General features: G+C 71.6%; 17 protein-coding genes and 2 pseudogenes. 1 reads left to right on the top strand and 18 read right to left on the bottom strand.

Features of this window, described 5'->3' with window-relative positions; genetic code table 11:
* Positions 1–22: 22 nt before the first annotated feature.
* From trpA to rpe, 10 genes are all read right to left on the bottom strand, one after another.
* Positions 23–808, bottom strand: a complete 786-nt coding sequence (gene trpA, locus ABS64_RS13270) for a tryptophan synthase subunit alpha (RefSeq protein WP_036289486.1) — start codon at positions 806–808, stop codon at positions 23–25.
* Positions 805–2,013: a tryptophan synthase subunit beta gene (gene trpB, locus ABS64_RS13265; protein WP_036289484.1), complete on the bottom strand. Its 1,209-nt coding sequence runs from the start codon at positions 2,011–2,013 to the stop codon at positions 805–807. Before trpB ends, trpA begins: the two co-directional genes overlap by 4 nt.
* A complete protein-coding gene (gene trpC, locus ABS64_RS13260) occupies positions 2,010–2,786 on the bottom strand; it encodes an indole-3-glycerol phosphate synthase TrpC (protein ID WP_036289481.1) in 777 nt (258 codons plus the stop codon). The genes trpB and trpC overlap by 4 nt, the downstream gene beginning before the upstream one ends.
* 1 nt (position 2,787) lies before the next feature.
* Positions 2,788–3,018, bottom strand: a complete 231-nt coding sequence (locus tag ABS64_RS13255; protein WP_036289479.1) for a DUF6704 family protein — start codon at positions 3,016–3,018, stop codon at positions 2,788–2,790.
* Positions 3,019–3,055: 37 nt separating this feature from the next.
* Positions 3,056–3,670, bottom strand: a complete 615-nt coding sequence (locus tag ABS64_RS13250) for a Trp biosynthesis-associated membrane protein (RefSeq protein ID WP_292684104.1) — start codon at positions 3,668–3,670, stop codon at positions 3,056–3,058.
* Positions 3,667–4,050 carry a phosphoribosyl-AMP cyclohydrolase gene (gene hisI, locus ABS64_RS13245; RefSeq protein WP_005055238.1) on the bottom strand — a complete coding sequence of 128 codons (384 nt, stop codon included), beginning with the start codon at positions 4,048–4,050 and terminating at the stop codon, positions 3,667–3,669. Before hisI ends, ABS64_RS13250 begins: the two co-directional genes overlap by 4 nt.
* Positions 4,047–4,811, bottom strand: a complete 765-nt coding sequence (gene hisF, locus ABS64_RS13240) for an imidazole glycerol phosphate synthase subunit HisF (RefSeq protein WP_005055237.1) — start codon at positions 4,809–4,811, stop codon at positions 4,047–4,049. Before hisF ends, hisI begins: the two co-directional genes overlap by 4 nt.
* A gap of 1 nt (position 4,812) precedes the next feature.
* Positions 4,813–5,655 carry an ATP phosphoribosyltransferase gene (gene hisG, locus ABS64_RS13235; RefSeq protein WP_005055235.1) on the bottom strand — a complete coding sequence of 281 codons (843 nt, stop codon included), beginning with the start codon at positions 5,653–5,655 and terminating at the stop codon, positions 4,813–4,815.
* A 46-nt stretch (positions 5,656–5,701) separates the two neighbouring features.
* A complete protein-coding gene (locus tag ABS64_RS13230) occupies positions 5,702–5,965 on the bottom strand; it encodes a phosphoribosyl-ATP diphosphatase (RefSeq protein ID WP_005055234.1) in 264 nt (87 codons plus the stop codon).
* A gap of 151 nt (positions 5,966–6,116) precedes the next feature.
* A complete protein-coding gene (gene rpe, locus ABS64_RS13225; protein WP_005055232.1) occupies positions 6,117–6,821 on the bottom strand; it encodes a ribulose-phosphate 3-epimerase in 705 nt (234 codons plus the stop codon).
* A 78-nt stretch (positions 6,822–6,899) separates the two neighbouring features.
* Between rpe and ABS64_RS13220 the strand changes: the two genes are divergently transcribed.
* Positions 6,900–8,180: a hypothetical protein gene (locus tag ABS64_RS13220; protein WP_005055230.1), complete on the top strand. Its 1,281-nt coding sequence runs from the start codon at positions 6,900–6,902 to the stop codon at positions 8,178–8,180.
* A 15-nt stretch (positions 8,181–8,195) separates the two neighbouring features.
* On the opposite strand, the gene ABS64_RS13215 is transcribed toward ABS64_RS13220, so the two are convergent.
* From ABS64_RS13215 to carB, 8 genes and pseudogenes are all read right to left on the bottom strand, one after another.
* Positions 8,196–9,554: a transcription antitermination factor NusB gene (locus ABS64_RS13215; protein ID WP_292684096.1), complete on the bottom strand. Its 1,359-nt coding sequence runs from the start codon at positions 9,552–9,554 to the stop codon at positions 8,196–8,198.
* Entirely contained in the window at positions 9,551–10,501 is a 951-nt protein-coding gene (locus tag ABS64_RS13210; protein WP_292684094.1) for a methionyl-tRNA formyltransferase, read from the bottom strand. Before ABS64_RS13210 ends, ABS64_RS13215 begins: the two co-directional genes overlap by 4 nt.
* Before the next feature lie 47 nt (positions 10,502–10,548).
* Positions 10,549–12,540, bottom strand: a complete 1,992-nt coding sequence (locus tag ABS64_RS13205; RefSeq protein WP_292684092.1) for a primosomal protein N' — start codon at positions 12,538–12,540, stop codon at positions 10,549–10,551.
* A gap of 8 nt (positions 12,541–12,548) precedes the next feature.
* Positions 12,549–13,742: a methionine adenosyltransferase gene (gene metK, locus ABS64_RS13200; RefSeq protein WP_292684090.1), complete on the bottom strand. Its 1,194-nt coding sequence runs from the start codon at positions 13,740–13,742 to the stop codon at positions 12,549–12,551.
* Between the two features lie 119 nt (positions 13,743–13,861).
* A complete protein-coding gene (gene rpoZ, locus ABS64_RS13195) occupies positions 13,862–14,116 on the bottom strand; it encodes a DNA-directed RNA polymerase subunit omega (RefSeq protein ID WP_005055218.1) in 255 nt (84 codons plus the stop codon).
* Between the two features lie 219 nt (positions 14,117–14,335).
* A pseudogene (gene gmk / locus ABS64_RS13190) lies at positions 14,336–15,234 on the bottom strand (guanylate kinase).
* Positions 15,227–16,078: an orotidine-5'-phosphate decarboxylase gene (gene pyrF / locus ABS64_RS13185; protein WP_197017295.1), complete on the bottom strand. Its 852-nt coding sequence runs from the start codon at positions 16,076–16,078 to the stop codon at positions 15,227–15,229. The pseudogene gmk and the gene pyrF overlap by 8 nt, the downstream one beginning before the upstream one ends.
* Positions 16,075–17,446: pseudogene (carB, locus tag ABS64_RS13180) on the bottom strand (carbamoyl phosphate synthase large subunit); the annotation flags it as partial. The pseudogene carB and the gene pyrF, both read right to left, overlap by 4 nt.

Here is a 17,446-nt window from a genome sequence, read left to right as displayed (position 1 = left end):
GTCACGTGTCGCCGCGGAGGCGTCAGCGCCCGGCGCCGGCCGTCAGGGCGCGGGTATCTGCGGCGAGGGCCTCCACGCCCCCGTCGCGCAGCGCCCGGACGAGGGCCGTTCCCACGATCGCGCCGTCCGCGTACTCCAGGACGCCGCTGACCTGCTCGGGCGTCGAGATGCCGATGCCGACGCAGGCGTGGTCGACACCGAAGGTGCGCAGTCGCGCCACGAGCGTGCGCGCCGCGGCATCCAGCTCGGCGCGTTCGCCCGTGATACCCATCGTCGACACCGTGTAGACGAAGCCGGTCGACGCCGCGGCGATCATGCGCAGTCGCTCGTCGGTCGAGGTCGGGGCGGCCAGGAAGACGCGGTCGAGACCGGTGCGCTCGGAGGCGGCGATCCAGTCCGGTGCGGAGTCGGGGGTGATATCGGGCGTGATCAGACCCGCGCCGCCGGCGGCAACGAGGTCGTCGGCGAAGCGGTCCACGCCGTACTGCAGGACCGGGTTCCAGTACGTCATCACGAGGATGGGGACATCGACCCGGTCGGCGATGGCCCGCACCGCGGTGAAGGTGTCGCGGAGGCGGAATCCCGCCGCCAGCGCGGCCTGTGTGGCCTCCTGGATGACGAGACCGTCCATGACGGGGTCCGAGTAGGGCGGGCCGAGCTCGAGGACGTCGGCGCCGTTGTCCGCGAGCGCCACGGCGGCGTCGATGCTCGTCTGCAGGTCGGGGTAGCCGAGCGGCAGGTAGCCGACGAAGGCGCCGCGACCGTCCGCCTTCGCCGCGTCGATCGCGGCCGCCACGCGCGAGGTCATGCCTCTGCCCCCTCGTCGTAGAGGCCGAACCAGCGCGCAGCCGTGTCCATGTCCTTGTCGCCGCGTCCCGACAGGCTGACGGCGATGAGGGCGTCGGGTCCGAGCTCGCGGCCCAAGCGCAGGGCGCCCGCCAGCGCGTGCGCGGACTCGATCGCCGGGATGATGCCCTCCGTCTGCGACAGCAGGCGCAGCGCGTCCATCGCCTCGGCATCCGTCGCCGGAATGTACTCGGCGCGGCCGATGTCGGCGAGCCACGCGTGCTCGGGACCGACACCCGGGTAGTCGAGGCCGGCGGAGATCGAGTGGGACTCGACCGTCTGGCCGTCCTCGTCCTGCAGGACGAACGTCTTGGCGCCGTGGAGGATGCCGGGTCGGCCACGCTCGATGGATGCCGCATGCTTGGGCGTGTCGACGCCGTCGCCGGCCGCCTCGACGCCGTAGAGCTTGACGCCGTCGTCATCGAGGAACGCGTCGAACATGCCGATCGCGTTGGAGCCGCCGCCGACGCAGGCGACGACCGCATCGGGCAGGCGTCCCGTTTCGGCGAGCAGCTGTGCGCGGGCCTCCTCCGAGATGATCTTCTGGAAGTCGCGCACCATCGCCGGGAACGGGTGTGGACCCGCGGCCGTGCCGAAGATGTAGTTGGTCGTCTCGACGGATGCCACCCAGTCGCGGTAGGCCTCGTTGATGGCGTCCTTCAGGGTGCGCGATCCGGTCGTGACGGGGATGACCTCGGCGCCCAGCAGCCGCATGCGGGCGACGTTGAGCGCTTGGCGCTCGGTGTCCACCTCGCCCATGTAGACGGTGCATTCGAAACCGAACAGGGCCGCTGCGGTCGCGGTTGCGACGCCGTGCTGACCGGCGCCGGTCTCGGCGATCACGCGATTCTTACCGAGTCGCTTCGTCAGCAGCGCCTGACCGATGACGTTGTTGATCTTGTGCGAGCCGGTGTGGTTCAGATCCTCGCGCTTCAAGAAGATGCGCGCGCCTCCGGCATGCTCGGCGAAGCGGGGCACTTCGGTGAGAGCCGACGGCCGGCCCGCATAGGAGTGCAGCAGGCTTTCGAATTCGGCGGCGAAGGCAGGGTCGGCCTTGGCCGCTTCGTACTCCGCCGTCAGCTCGTCGATGGCGGCGATGAGCGACTCGGGCATGTACCGCCCCCCGAAGTCGCCGAAGAAGGGTCCGTGCTGGTCGCGCAGGCTCATGATCCGGCCTCCAGGAAAGCGTGCAGGGTGGTCACGGGGTCGTTGGTGACGAGCGCTTCGCCGATGAGCACGACATCGGCGCCGTCGGCGCGGTAGTGCGCGACGTCGGCCGGCGCGAGCACTGCCGACTCGGCGATCTTGATGGCGTCGGCGGGGAAATGCTCCGCGAGCGAGCCGAAGAGGTCGCGGTCCAGCTCGAACGTGGAGAGGTTGCGGGCGTTGACGCCGATGAGCTTCGCTCCGAGGTCGCCGGCGCGGTCGAGCTCCTCTCGCGAGTGCGTCTCGACGAGGGGGGTCATGCCCAGCTGCAGGACCAGCTCGTGCAGCTGCCGCAGCAGGGGCTGTTCGAGCGCGGCGACGATCAGCAGCACCAGGTCGGCCCCGGAAGCCCGCGCCTCCAGAACCTGGTAGGGCGTCGCGATGAAGTCTTTGCGCAGCACCGGCAGCGCGACTCGCTGCTTGACGGCCTCGAGGTCGGCAAGGGAACCCTTGAACTTCCGCTGCTCGGTGAGCACCGAGATCGCCGACGCGCCGCCTTTCTCGTACAGCGACGCCTGCAGGGCCGGGTCGGGAATGGCCGCGAGGTCGCCGCGTGACGGACTGGCGCGTTTGACCTCCGCGATGATCTTCACGCGCTCGGCGGGTGCGAGAGCGGCGCGGGCATCGAGAGCGGGCGCCTGCGCGAGAGCGTCGCGCTCGACGTCGCGGAGCGGACGTGCGTCCTCCCGCGACCGGGCATCCTCCACCGCGCCGGCCGTCAGGCCATCGAGCATGTCAGTGCTGCTTCGGGGCGTACTTCGGACCCTTGGCGCCGTAGCCGGCCTTCGCCATGCCCCAGCCGACGAGGGCGCCCACGACGAGCAGACCTGCCGAGGCCCAGACGAGCGCCGGCATGTCGAACCAGTAGAAGACCGTGCCGAGAGTGACGGCGAGCAGCATGATGACCACAGCCGTCCAGGCGGCGGGCGAGTGTCCGTGGCCGGGGTCGTCGATGCTGTTGCTCATGCTGCTCCTCGGTGTCATTCGGGCGTTCAGGGCCAGTCTAGCGGGCGGTGGGATCGTCGCCGTGCGACAGGTCGTCCCAGGAGTCGATCGCGTCGTGCGGGCGCGATGCGGCGGCGCCGGATGCCGCTGGCGTCGCCGACGCGCTCGCGGCGTCGGTGCGGTATCGGCGTCCGCTCCCGCGCCACCGGTGCGACGTCGCGAGGGTCAGGATGCCGCCGGCGCCGATCAGCGCACCTGCGACGACGGTGAGCCAGGGCCACGGGGTCGCCGTGATCGTGGCCACGAGCCCGGCGATCGCCTCGGTGCCCGACAGCCCCGTCGCCGTCGTCACGGCCGCGGCGACGGCATCCACCGGGTGCTCGATCGCGATGCGCGCCGCACCGACGAGCAGCGTGCCGCCGATGACCACGGCGACCGCGCCGAAGGCGTAGCGGAGCACGCGTCCGACGACGGTCAGCGCGAGCCCGAGGGCGAGTGCGGCGAGGCTGAGAGGTGCCAGCAGCGTGAACGCCTTGGCACCGGCCACCGTCAGCGACGCCGTCGCGCCGGCATCCAGCGCGACGTCCAGCCACGTCTGCGTCGAGGAGATGATCGCGAGGGCGCCCCCGGCGATGATCGCCAGAACGGCGTAGCTGCGTGCACGTGCGGTCACGACGCGTCGCCGTCGGAATCGAGGGGTGCGAACGAGACGAGGGGCGAGAGATCGTCGGCGTCGAAGCACGTGTGATCGCCCGTGTGGCAGGCTGCGCCGATCTGCTCGACGGCGATCAGCAGAGTGTCGCCGTCGCAATCCAGCCGGGCGCCGCGCACGTACTGCGCGTGTCCGGAGGTGTCGCCCTTGCGCCAGTACTCCTGACGGGAGCGCGACCAGAACGTCACGCGCCCCTCCGTGAGCGTGCGGCGGAGAGCCTCGGCATCCATCCAGCCGAGCATCAGCACCTCGCCGGTGTCGTGCTGCTGGATGATCGCGGGCACCAGACCGTCGGCGTTGAACGCCACGCGACCGATCCGCGGGTCGTCGACGACGGTCATCGGCGCACCTCGATGCCGTCGGCGCTGAGCGCGTCCTTGACGTCGCCGATCGTCAGCTGCCCGGAGTGGAAGACGGATGCCGCGAGCACGGCGTCGGCTCCGGCGTGCACGGCCGGGGCGAAATGGTCGACGCTGCCGGCACCGCCGGAGGCGATGACGGGGACCGGCGACAGCTCGCGCATGAGGCCGACGAGTTCGAGGTCGAAGCCGTCCTTCGTGCCGTCGGCGTCGATCGAGTTGACGAGCAGCTCGCCGGCGCCACGATCGATGGCCTCGCGTGCCCAGTCAAGGGCGTCGAGGTTCGTCGCGGTGCGGCCGCCGTGGGTGGTGACGACGAAGCCGGAGCGTGTTCCGGGCGCGCGCTTCACATCGAGCGAGAGCACGAGCACCTGCGCACCGAACCGGTCGGCGATCTCGCCCACCAGGTCGGGACGGGCGATGGCCGCAGAGTTGACGCCGACCTTGTCGGCGCCCACGGCGAGCAGTCGAGCGACGTCGTCGGCACTGCGCACTCCCCCGCCGACGGTCAGCGGGATGAAGACCTCCTCGGCGGTGCGGCGCACGACGTCGTAGGTCGTCGAGCGGTCGTCCACCGTGGCGGTCACGTCGAGGAAGGTCAGCTCGTCGGCGCCCTGAGCGAAATAGAGGGCGGCGAGTTCGACGGGATCACCCATGTCGCGGAGGTTCTCGAAGTTCACCCCCTTGACGACGCGGCCGGCGGCCACATCGAGGCAGGGGATGATGCGTCGTGCCAGAGACACGTCAAAGCCTCGCGTTGTGGATCGGCGTCACGAGGATCGCGCGTGCGCCGATCGCGTAGAGCGCGTCCATGACCTGGTTGACCGTCTTGCGGGGGCTCATGACCCGCACGGCGACCCACTCGGGGTCGCGCAGCGGCGAGATCGTGGGCGACTCGATGCCGGGGGCGATGGCGACGGCGTCGTCGACGAGCGCTGCCGGCAGGTCGTAGTCGATGAGCACGTAGCGGCGGGCCACCATGACGCCCCGCAGGCGCCGCAGGAGCGTCTCCGTGCCGTCGGCCTCGGTCGGAGCTCCGATCAGCACGGCCTCCGATTCGAGCAGGACGGGGCCGAAGATCTCCAGCCCGGCCTGGCGGAGGGTCGTGCCCGTCGAGACCACGTCGGCGACGGCGTCGGCGACGCCGAGCTGCACGGCGGACTCGACCGCGCCGTCCAGCGGCACCAGGTCGACCGCGACGCCCTGCTCGTCGAGGAAGCCGTCGACCAGGCCCGGGTAGGCCGTCGCCACGCGCAGACCCTCGAGGTCGGTCACGTGCGCGAAGCGTCCGGGAGGACCGGCGAAACGGAACGTCGAGCCGCCGAAGCCGAGCTGCTCGATCTCGCGGGCACCCGGCATCCGGGCGTCGAGGAGGAGGTCGCGGCCGGTGATGCCGACGTCGAGCGCGCCGGAGCCGACGTAGGTCGCGATGTCCTTCGGGCGCAGGTAGAAGAACTCGACCTCGTTGACGGGGTCGATGACGTGGAGGTCCTTGGGGTCGCGGCGGCCGATGTATCCGGCTTCCGCGAGCATCTCGGCGGCGGTGTCGGCGAGCGACCCCTTGTTCGGCACAGCGATGCGCAGCATGGGTGAAGGGCTTTCGGTGTCGGGACGAGCGGGGGCGGGAGCGCGCTCAGAGATGTCGGTAGACGTCCTGCAGTGTGAGGCCCTTGGCGAGCATCAGCACCTGCAGGTGGTACAGCAGCTGCGAGATCTCTTCGGCGGTCTCGTCGTCGGACTGGTACTCCGCGGCCATCCAGACTTCGGCGGCTTCTTCGACGATCTTCTTCCCGATGGCGTGCACGCCGCGATCGAGCTGCGCGACCGTGCCGGAGCCCTCGGGACGGGTCTCGGCGGTCGTCGTCAGCTCCGCGAACAGGGCGTCGAACGTCTTCACCCTGACAGGCTACCGGTCCGCGCCGCGCGTGAGCGCCGCGGGCCGTGACACGAACTCCGCAGATTCGCACGCTCTCCGCATCCGCACGGCCTCTCGGATGCGGAGGACGTCGGCTTCTGCGGAGTTCGTGAGGTGCCGGCGGGCGGCGGCGTCAGTGGCGATGATGCTCGGTGGCGAGGCTGCGCAGGGCCGCGATCGCCCGGTCGGGCTCGCCCGCACCGAACACGGCGGAGCCCGCGACGAACGTGTCGGCCCCGGCCTCGGCGGCCTGCGCGATCGTCGACTCCGAGATGCCGCCGTCGACCTGGAGCCACACCTGCGATCCGCGCCGGCGCGCTTCGTCGTACAGGCGCGCGAGCTTCGGCATCTGATCGGCCATGAACGACTGCCCCCCGAAGCCCGGCTCCACCGTCATCACGAGGATCTGGTCGAACTCGTCCAGCACGTCGAACAGCCCCTCGACCGGTGTCGCGGGCTTCACGGCGACACCGGCGCGGGCGCCGATCGAGCGGAGGCGACGGGCGAGCGTGACGGGGTCGGTCGCGGCCTCGAGATGGAAGGTGACGGATGCCGCGCCCAGCTCGGCGTACCCGGGTGCCCATCTGTCGGCGTCCGAGATCATGAGGTGCACGTCCAGCGGTACCGGGCTCGTCTCCTGGATGCGCTGGACCATCTGCGGTCCGAAGGTCAGGTTCGGCACGAAGTGGTTGTCCATGACGTCGACGTGCACGAAGTCGGCGGTGGCGATCCGTTCGAGGTCCGCCTGCATGTTGACGAAGTCGGCGGACAGGATGCTGGGGTTGATTCGTGCCACGGCCCCATTATCCACACCCTGCCCGCGCCCTCGGCCCGCCATCGGTAGGGTCTCCGGAGAGCCACGGGGGTGGTTCGCGCCGATGGGCGCGCAGCCGGGTGACCGACGAAAGGGTGGACGATGAGCGGGAACGGAGACGGTCAGGCGCCGATGTGGGATGCCGAGCGCGGCGAATGGGTCGCGGGCGCGTTGCGATGGGATGCCGCGGCGGCCCAGTGGGTGCCGCGCACGACGGAGGCGGCTGCAGAGACCGCCGCCGTGGCACCGGCACCCGCAGAGCCCGCGGCGGCAGAGCCGCACGTCGCGGCGTTCACGCCTCCGCAGCACGTCGGTGCCTCGGCACCGTACGGCGCCCCGGTCCAGCAGCCCGCCCCGCAGCCGCTTCCCGGACAGCCGGTACCGCCGCGAAAGAAGCTCCCCACCGGGGCGCTCGTCGGCATCATCGCCGGCGCACTGGTGCTGCTGCTGGCCATCGTTCTGGGCGTGGTGTTCGCTGTCCGCGGCGCGACGACGGCCGGCGCCGCCCCCGAGACGGTCGTGTCGGACTACCTGAAAGCGGTCGCCGCCGGCGACAGTGAGGCCGCGCTCGCGATGCTCGACTCGAAGCCGCGTCAGGGCGCGCTCCTGTCGGACGAAGCGCTCGCCGCAGCTTCCGAGAAGGGGACGATCGAGAACATCGTGGTATCGGTGCCGAAGGGCAGCGACAAGGGATACTCGATCCCCGTCCGCGTCGACTACACGATCGGCGGAAAGCCCGTCAGCGGCCAGTTCGACGTCGTCGACTACGAGGATGACGGCACGTGGAAGCTGGCGCACGGCACCGTCGACATCTACCTCGGCGGCAGCTTCCGCGGCCTCAACGCGACGGTCAATGGCGTGCCGGTCGACAGTGATTCGATCACCGTGTTCCCGGGGACGGTCACCGTCGCGATCGACAATCCCAACTACACCGTGTCGGGAACGACGACCCTTCTCGCGGCCGACCCGAACGACTTCTCGCTGAGGTTCGACACCACCGTCGAGCTCAGCGATGAGGGAACGAGCCTGTTCCAGACGGCCGTCCGCAGCGCCGTCGACGCGTGCATCGCGTCGAAGAATCTCGCAGCGGGATGCGGCATCGACATTCCGGAGACCCTGAGCGACGGCACGAAGATCATCGACGGGACCATCACCCGCACGCTCCGCGCCGAGACGCAGGCGAAGCTCGCGAACCTGAAGCCCGACGCGATGTACGGCGATCCGGGTCAGGTGCGTACGCCGTATCTGGGCGGTGTCGAGGTCACCGCGGACTGCGACGTCAACGGCCAACGCCGCACCGGCTGCTCGTTTCTTTTCCTGCCGTCGCTGGGGTCGGCACTGGTGGATCTCACGGTCACGCCACCCGTCGTGCGCTGGGACTGAGTGGCGGGGCCGAGCTCAGCGCCGGCGCAGCAGCGAGATCGACATGGCGTCGGTGCCGTGCCGGTGCGGCCACAGCTGCGCGCGACCCGATCCGTCCACCGGTGCAGGCAGATCGATCGGCTGCTCGGCGATAGCCGCCACCGCCGCGCGGGCGTCGAGTTCCTCGATCGCGCCGTCGCTCGTGCGCAGCGCATCGGAGACGATGGCCGCCGTCTCGGCGAGGTGGGGCGAGCACGTCACGTACGCCACGACGCCGCCGGGGCGCAGCGCGTCGAGGGCGGCCGACAGGAGCTCGGACTGCAAGGCCGCGAGCTCGGGCACATCGCCGGGCTGCTTTCGCCACCGGGCCTCGGGGCGCCGCCGCAGCGCTCCGAGCCCCGTGCAGGGCGCGTCGACGAGGATGCGGTCGTAGAGCCCCCGACCCGCGCGCGTGCGGCCGTCCTCCTCGGACACCGGAACGTCGAGCGGGATTGCGGCGACGGAGTCGCGCACCAGGCCCGCGCGGGCGGAGGAGAGCTCGTTGGCCTCCAGGGTTGCGCCGTGTGTCAGAGCCTCCGCGGCGAGCACGGCCGTCTTGCCACCCGGAGCCGCGCACAGATCGAGCCAGCGCTCGCCGGCAGCGACGGGTCGCACCCGGGCGAGGGCGAGCGCGGCCAGCTGTGATCCCTCGTCCTGCACCCGGACCAGTCCCGCGGATGCCGCGACCACCGCTCCCGGGTCGCCGCCTGCGGAGCGGAAGCCGAGCGGCGAGAACGGCGTCGGCACCGCGTCGGCCGGACGATCGGCCAGCCCGGGCAGAGCGGCCAGAGTGACCACCGGCGCGGCGTTGTCGGCCGCGAGGAGTGCCTCGAGCTCGTCGGCGCGCCCCTCGGCGGCCAGCGCGCGACGGAAGGCGCGGATCACCCACACGGGGTGCGCGTAGCGGACCGCGAGGCGCTCGTCGTCCGACCGCGCCGCCGCGGCGAGGCGTTCCTCCCACTCCTGCGCCGTCCGCTCGCTGACCCGGCGCAGCACGGCGTTCGCGAAGCCCGCCGCGGATGGGCCCACCGCCTTGCGGACCTGGCGGACCGTCTCGTTCACGGCCGCGTGCGACGGCGTCCGCATGGCCACCAGCTGATGCACGCCGAGCAGCAGGGAGTCCCGAACCGCGGGGTCGATGTCGGTGACGGGGCGACGCGCGGCATCCGCGATGATCGCGTCGTAGGTGCCTTCGCGGCGCAGCGTTCCGTAGGTCAGCTCCGTGGCGAGGCCGGCATCCGCGCCGGTGAGCCTGGCTCGCGAGATCGCGCGCGGCAGCAGGAGGTTCGCGTAGGCATCCGAGTCGTGGACGGCGCGCAGCACGTCGTACGCCACCCAGCGCGGCGACGCGCTCACGAGGTCGCCTCCGTCGCGGAGGGCAGTGCGACACGCGGATCGTCGACCCGCACACCCCGCCACCAATCCCCCGCCGCCATCGCGCTCCTGCCGGCCGGCTGCACGGTCTTCAGCACCACGGTGGTGCCGCCACCCGCTCCGAGCAGCACGTCCCGTCCCGAGGCGGTGAGAACCCCGGGCTCCAGAGTCGCATCGGGGCCGCGGTGGGCGGCGAGCACCTTGAGGCGGGCGCCGCCGAAGCTCACGTGCGCGCCCGGCTCGGGCGTCGTGCCGCGGAACCGGTCGAGCACGACGTCGGCGGATGCCGTGAGGTCGAGCGCGCCGTCGGCGATCGACAGCTTCGGCGCCAGGGTGGGCGTTCCCGTCTGCGGGAACGCGCGTGCGGTGCCCGCCGCGATCTCGTCGACCACGCGGACGAGCAGCTCCGCCCCGGCATCCGCCAGGTCCGTCAGGACCTCGCCGGCCGTCGCGCCTCGCGGAACGTCGTAGCGGACCTCGCCGAACACGTCGCCGGCATCGAGGGCGGCCACGAGCTGGAACACGCTCGCGCCGGTCGTGCGCTCGCCCGCGATGAGCGCGTGCTGCACCGGCGCCGCGCCGCGCCAGCGCGGCAGCAGCGAGAAGTGCAGGTTGATCCAGCCGTGCCGCGGCGTCGACAGCAACGGTTCGCGCACGAGACCCCCGTACGCCACGATGACGCCGAGGTCGGGGGCGAGCTCTGCGATCGCGGCGGTCGCCGCCGCGTCCAGGCGGTCCGCCTTGACGATCGGCACGTCCACGTCCACGTCGGCGGCTGCGGCGGCCACCGCCGACGGCGTCAGCACGCGCTTGCGCCCCAGAGGCGCGTCGCTGCGGGTGACGATCCCGACCAGATCGTGGGCGGATGCCGCGACCGCCCTCAGGGACGGAACGGCGGGCGCCGGTGTGCCGGCGAAGACGATGCGCATGGAATACCTCGGTTGATGACGACGATCACGGCGGCGAGCCCGCCGGATCAGAGATCGAGTTCGGGGACGTCGAGCCGCACCCGCAGTGTAGTGCGCGTACCGGCGTTCGCCCCGCGTGCCGGTCCGCGCCGTGCGGTGCGGCGTCCGCGCAGAGCCTCGGCCACGACGGCGGCGCGCAGCGTCTCGGCGACGGTCTTGCCGTGGGCGTAGTCGAAGCGCACCAGAGCGCGAACCTGCCCCTCGTCGAGGGGAACGGGGCCGAGGATGGCACCGGCGGGGGCGGCGAGGGCGGGCACGGCTTCGCGCACGGCGGTGAGAGCCCCCTCGACGGCGGCGACCGTGCCTTCGACCGCGGCGACACGCACCACCGGCGGCATCGCGAGCGGGGTGCGGTCGGCCAGCTCAGCGCGAGCGTACGCCGGCTGCGTCCACGTCGCCAGCGCCCGCGCCACGGGGCCGGCGACGCCGACCAGATGCACGGGCGCTGCGGGTGCCGCCAGAGCGGCGGCGTTGGACCACCAGCGCAGCGCGGACTCGCCGATGCGCAGTTGCTCGGCCAGCAGCATCCGATCACCGTCCAGCAGGATGACGGCGCGGTACCCGCCGCGGGCGAAGGGCTCGGCGCCACGGGTCGCGATGACCAGAGCGGGGCGGTCGTCGACCTGAGTAACGGGGTGCGCGCCGTCGGCGACGATGACGCGCGTGTTCGGGAAGGCGCGACCGAGCTCGTCGGCCGTGCGCTCGCTACCCGAAGACGCCATGCGCAGCTTCACCGAGCCGCAGTTCACGCATGTCCAGGCCGGGGCGGAACGTCCGCACCACGCGCAATCGGGTGTCGCCCCCGGGCGGCGCGCCCGCAGCGGGCCCGTGCAGTGGCGGCAGCGAGCCGGTGTGCGACAGTCGGCGCACACGAGCACGGGCGAGTACCCCGGGCGGGCGACTTGCACGAGCACAGGCCCCTCCCGCAGGGCGTCTCGCGCCGCGGCGAACGCACTCGAAGGCACACGTGCCCCGCGCGACTCCCCCTCGCGTGTGGCCGAGAGGACGACCGTCGGGCTCGGCCGGCGGACGGCAGGGAGCTCGCGCACCCAGCCGAGCTGCACGAGCCGTTCCACGTCGGTGGTGCGCGTGTGGCCCGCGAACACGAGCGCCGACCCCTCGAGCTCCTGGCGGATGAGGGCGGCGTCGCGGGCATGCACGCCGGGGCTGAGCGGCTCGGCGAGCAGCGGGTCGCCGTCGTCCCAGACGACGACGCAGGCCGTGTCGGGCGCGGGGGCATAGACGGTCGACCGGTTGCCGATCACGATGCACGGCGACGGTGTCAGCAGTCGCAGATACGTCGCGTAGCGCTCGGGCCCGGAACGGCGAGCGTCGTCGCGCACGACCGTGCCCTCGGGCGCTCGTCCCTCGAGCGCGGCCCGCAGCTGCTCCTGGTCGCGGTGGTCGGGAACGACCAGCACGGCGCTGCGTCCCCGTGACAGAGCCTGGACGGCGATCGCCGCGACCAGCTCGGCCCAGGCGCCCACGGGGCGATCGGCAGCCGGGCGCGGCGGCGCGTCGAGGGCGAGCCGCTCCCCCGCCAGCACGGCGTCGGCCAGCCCCGGGAACGGGGCGAGCACGCCGTCGGCCCACGCCGCGGCATCCGTCGACACGTCGTCCGCGGGTGAGTCCGCCTTCTCGGCCGCGAGCCAGGCCTTCTCCGCGCGCACCATCCGCTTCGGGATGACCAGGCGCAGGATGTCGCTGGCGGATCCTGCTGCGCGATCGGCCGCGCGCCGCGCGAGCGCATAAAGCTCGGGGGTGAGGACCGGGACGGGCGAGACGATGGCGTCGACCGCGGAGAGCGGCCGTTCGGGCGCCTCGGCCGTGACGACGTCGACGAGATAGCCGTCGACGACGCGTCCCGCTGTTCGCAGCGGCACGCGCACCCGCACGCCGGACACGGCGTCGGCGACGAGGGACGGCGGAACCTCGTAGTCGAAGAGCCGATCGAGCTGCGGCAGGGGCGAGTCGATGAGGACCCGGGCGACGACGATCACGATGCCGGTCAGAGACCCGCGGCGGCGCGCAGCTCCTCGACGCGATCGGTGCGCTCCCAGGTGAACTCCGGCAGTTCGCGGCCGAAGTGACCGTAGGCGGCCGTCTGCGCGTAGATGGGCCGCAGCAGGTCGAGGTCGTCGATGATCGCCTTCGGACGCAGATCGAACACCTCGCGGATGGATGCCGTGATCTTCTCATCCGACACGTGCGCGGTGCCGAACGTCTCGACGTAGAGCCCCACCGGCTCCGCCCGACCGATCGCGTAGGCGACCTGCACCTCGAGACGGTCGGCGAGACCCGCGGCGACGGCGTTCTTCGCGACCCAGCGCATGGCATAGGCGGCGGAGCGGTCGACCTTGGACGGGTCCTTGCCGCTGAAAGCTCCTCCGCCGTGACGGGAGGCGCCGCCGTAGGTGTCGATGATGATCTTGCGGCCGGTGAGACCGGCGTCGCCCTTGGGGCCGCCGGTGACGAAGGGGCCGGCCGGATTGATGACGTAGCGCACGTTCGAGACGTCCAGGCCGGTCGTGGCGAGCACGGGGTCGATGACCTCGGCCTGCACCGCGGCGCGCAGAGCGGGCAGCGAGATGTCGGGGTTGTGCTGCGTCGACAGCACGACGGTGTCGACGGTGCGGGGCACGTGACCGTCGTAGCCGAGCGTCACCTGCGTCTTGCCGTCGGGGCGGAGGAATCCGAGAGCGCCGGAGCGGCGGGCGTCGGTGAGCCGTTCGGCGAGTCGGTGCGCCGTCCAGATGGCCATCGGCATGAGCTGCGGCGTCTCATTCGTCGCGTAGCCGAACATGATGCCCTGGTCGCCGGCGCCGAGAGCGTCGATCGGGTCGACCGAGCCCCCTTCCCGGTGCTCGATCGCGGTGTCGACGCCCGCGGCGATGTCGCTCGACTGCTCGCCGATCGAGACGGTGACGCCGCACGAGTCGCCGTCGAAGCCGGTCTCGCTCGAGGTGTAGCCGATGCGGTTGACGACACGGCGCACGATGCCGGGGATGTCGACGTACCCGTCGGTGCGGACCTCCCCCGCGACATGGACGAGCCCGGTCGTCACGAGGGTTTCCACGGCCACGCGACTGCCGGGATCGACGGTGAGCAGGGCGTCCAGCACGGAGTCGGAGATCTGGTCGCAGATCTTGTCCGGGTGGCCCTCGGTGACGGACTCGGACGTGAACAGACGCAGCGCGCTCATCGGGGCTCCAGACGACTTCGGGTACTCGACAATCATGCCCGTGATCTCCGACACGACGTCGTCGCGGTCGGGGTCACGGGCATGTCGACGCCATACGGCGTCATGATGTCAGGCGGGGATCACTCCGCCGCGCGCAGGCGCAGCTTGTCCTCGTGGATCTCGTGCAGCGCGATCGTGAGCGGCTTGTCCTCGACGCTCGAGTCGACGAGCGGACCGACGTTGTCGAAGAGGTTGCCCTCGTGCAGATCGGAGTAGTAGTCGTTGATCTGACGTGCCCGCTTGGACGCGTAGATCACGAGCTGGTACTTGGAGTCGACCTTGTCGAGCAGCGCGTCGATGGGCGGGTCGATGATGCCCTTGTCACGTCCGGCCATGATGAACCTCCAGGATCGAATGGCGGTGGGAAAACTCGCGGGGAATGCCCACGCGGGAGAAATCGTGGCCGCAGGATGCCGCGGCATCTTTTCATTCTATCAGCGCCGCGCCGGCGCCGAGCTCATCGATGTTTGCCGTTGCTGAATGCCGTTAATCCGTCCCGACACGCCGCTTCGGGGTGGTCGAGGCGGCGGCTGCGGACGGATGAACCCGCCGACTCAGCGCGCGAGCGCGGCGATCTCGGCGGCGGCGCGCGCGACGTCGTCGTTGACGACGCGGTAATCGAACTCCCCTTGCGCGGCGAGCTCCACCTTCGCGGTCTTGAGGCGGCGTGCGCGCTCCTCCGCTCCCTCCGTGCCGCGTCCGACGAGACGGTTGACCAGCTCGTCCCAGCTCGGCGGGGTCAGGAACACGAGGGTCGCGTCCGGGGCGGCAGCGCGCACCTGGCGGGCACCCTGCAGGTCGATCTCCAGGAGCACCGTGCGCCCCTCCGCCAGCGCCTTCTCGATGGGCGCGCGCGGCGTGCCGTAACGGAAGGCGTTGTGGACCGTCGCGTGCTCGAGGAGGGCGTCGTCGGCGATGAGGGCGTCGAAACCGTCATCGTCCACGAAGAAGTAGTGCTCGCCGTCGACCTCTCCCGGGCGCGGTGCGCGCGTGGTCGCCGACACCGACAGCAGGATCTCGGGGTGGTGATCCTTGATGTACGCGGCGACGGTGCCCTTGCCGACGGCCGTCGGGCCGGCCAAAACGATGAGGCGGCTGCGGCCGCTGCGCGGCTGGAGCGGCGGGAAGCGGCGGCGTCGAGCCACGCCGTGAGCGCGGCGCGCTGGCGCGTCCCGAGTCCGCCGAGCCGCTTCACGGGCGCGATCTCGAGCTCGGCGAGCACGCGGTCGCGCTTGCCCTCGCCGATGGCGGGCAGCGCCGTCAGGAACTCGGTGATCCGCATCGCACCGGCGGGCGAGTCGGGGGCGTCGAGGGCGCGCTGCAGCAGTTCCTGCGGCGTGATGACGCGCATCGCGACATCGTGTTTGAGCGCGGCGCGCTCGCGTCGGGCCGCGACAGCGCGACGGGATGCCGCGACGCGGTCGACCTCGGGAGGAGTGCGGGAATCAGCCATGGGATCTTCCACGGTACAGCTCTGCGCGCTCCGCGATGCGTGCGGCGAGGCCCTCCGGGCCGGCCGAGAGGATGCTGCGGCTCTCGCTCGCGATGACGGCCGCGGCGAGATCGCCGAAAACACGCGGGAGGTCGGCCGGCTGCGCCCCCTGCGCGCCGAAGCCCGGCGCCAGAAGCGGAACCGGACGCTCGAACGCACGCAGCCCGAGCGCGGCGAGATCGACCGTCGCACCGACGACGAGCCCCAGCGACGCCCACTCGTCGGCACCCGTCGGATCAGCGGCGACGACCTCGGCGGCCACCGTCGCGGCCACCGTCTCCTGCCCACGCCGGGCGGACTGCAGTCCCGCGGCTTCGGGATTGCTGGTGGCGGCGAGGACGAAGACGCCCTTGTCGTGCGCGAGCGCGTACGCGAACGTCGACGACAGTGCACCCACGCCCAGATACGGGCTGACGGTCAGCGCATCGGCCTCCAGCGCAGAGCCGGGCGTGAGCCACGCCGCGGCGTACGCGTCCATCGTGGTGCCGATGTCGCCCCGCTTGGCGTCGGCGATCACCAGCAGACCCGCGGCGCGCGCCGCCGCCATCACCTCTTCGAGGGCGGCGTAGCCGGCCGAGCCGAATCGCTCGAAGAACGAGACCTGGGGCTTGACGACGGCGACGGTGGATGCCGCGGCATCCACCGTGCGCAGCCCGAACTCGCGGACGCCGGCGGCGTCGACACCGAGACCCCACTCGCGCAGGAGCGCTTCGTGGGGGTCGATGCCGACGCACAGGCGTCCGCGCGCCGCGACGGCCTTCTGAAGTCGAGAGCCGAACGGCAGTCGAGAACCGGACGAGATCACACGGCCGCCCGCTGCTCGGCGGCGGCGAGAGCGTCCGACCGGTCGCGCGCATACTCCTGGAGGCTGCGCACCGAGAAGCCTTCACGCAGGACGGGCAGTGCGCTCACGGCGGCGCCCAGGACGGCCATCGTGGTGAACAGTGCCTTGTCGGCCGCCACCGCCGCCGCGCGGATCTCGTACCCGTCGGCACGGGCGATTCCTCCGGACGGGGTGTTCACGACGATGTCGATCTCCCCGGCGTTGATGAGATCGACGACGTTGCGCTCGCCGGACTCCTGCGTTTCGGAGTACTTGCCCACCACACCGACGCGGATGCCGTTACGGGCCAGGATCTCGGCGGTGCCCTCGGTCGCGATGAGGCGGAAGCCGAGCTCCTGCAGGCGGTGGGCCGGCAGGATGACGGCACGCTTGTCGTCATCGGCGACCGACAGGAACACGGTCCCCGACGTCGGCATGCCGCCATACGCCGCGGCCTGGCTCTTCGCGAACGCCGTCGGGAAGTCGCGGTCGATGCCCATGACCTCGCCGGTGGAGCGCATCTCCGGGCCCAGCACCGAGTCGACGGTGTGGCCGTCGGCGGTGCGGAAACGCTTAAACGGCAGCACGGCCTCCTTGACGGCGACGGGGGCGTCCAGCGGCACCCGTGACCCGTCCTCGGCGGGCAGGAGCCCTTCGGCCTTGAGCTCGGCGATCGTCGCGCCCGCCATGATGCGCGAGGCGGCCTTGGCGAGCGGAATGCCGAGCGCCTTCGACACGAACGGCACGGTGCGCGAAGCCCGCGGGTTCGCCTCGATGACGTAGAGGACCCCGGCCGAGACGGCGAACTGCACGTTCAGCAGTCCGCGGACACCGACGCCTTCCGCGATCGCATGAGTCGCGGCACGGACGCGGTCGATCTCGGTGCGACCGAGCGAGATCGGCGGCAGCGTGCACGACGAGTCGCCGGAGTGGATGCCGGCCTCCTCCAGGTGCTCCATGACGCCGCCGATGTAGAGCTCGTTACCGTCGTAGAGCGCATCGACGTCGAGCTCGATCGCGTCGTCGAGGAAGCGGTCGACCAGCAGCGGCTTGCCCTCTTCGATGACGACCTCGCCGGCGGTGCGGACGAAGTAGTCGCGCAGGCTCTCGGTGTCGTAGACGATCTCCATGCCACGGCCACCGAGCACGAAGCTGGGGCGCACGAGCACGGGGTAGCCGATCTCTTCGGCGATCGCGACGGCGCCCGCCTCGTCGATGGCGGTGTCATGACGCGGGGCGATCAGTCCGGCCCGGTCGAGCAGCTGCGAGAACAGCTCGCGCTCCTCGGCGATGTCGATCGCGGCGGGCGAGGTGCCGAGGATCGTGTACCCGGCCTCCTCGATGCCCTTC

The sequence above is a fragment of the Microbacterium sp. SCN 69-37 genome, from assembly GCF_001724435.1.
GTDB classification, from domain to species: domain Bacteria; phylum Actinomycetota; class Actinomycetes; order Actinomycetales; family Microbacteriaceae; genus Microbacterium; species Microbacterium laevaniformans.
Note: the sequence above shows the minus strand (reverse complement) of the source record. Positions and strands in the feature narration are given on the sequence as shown.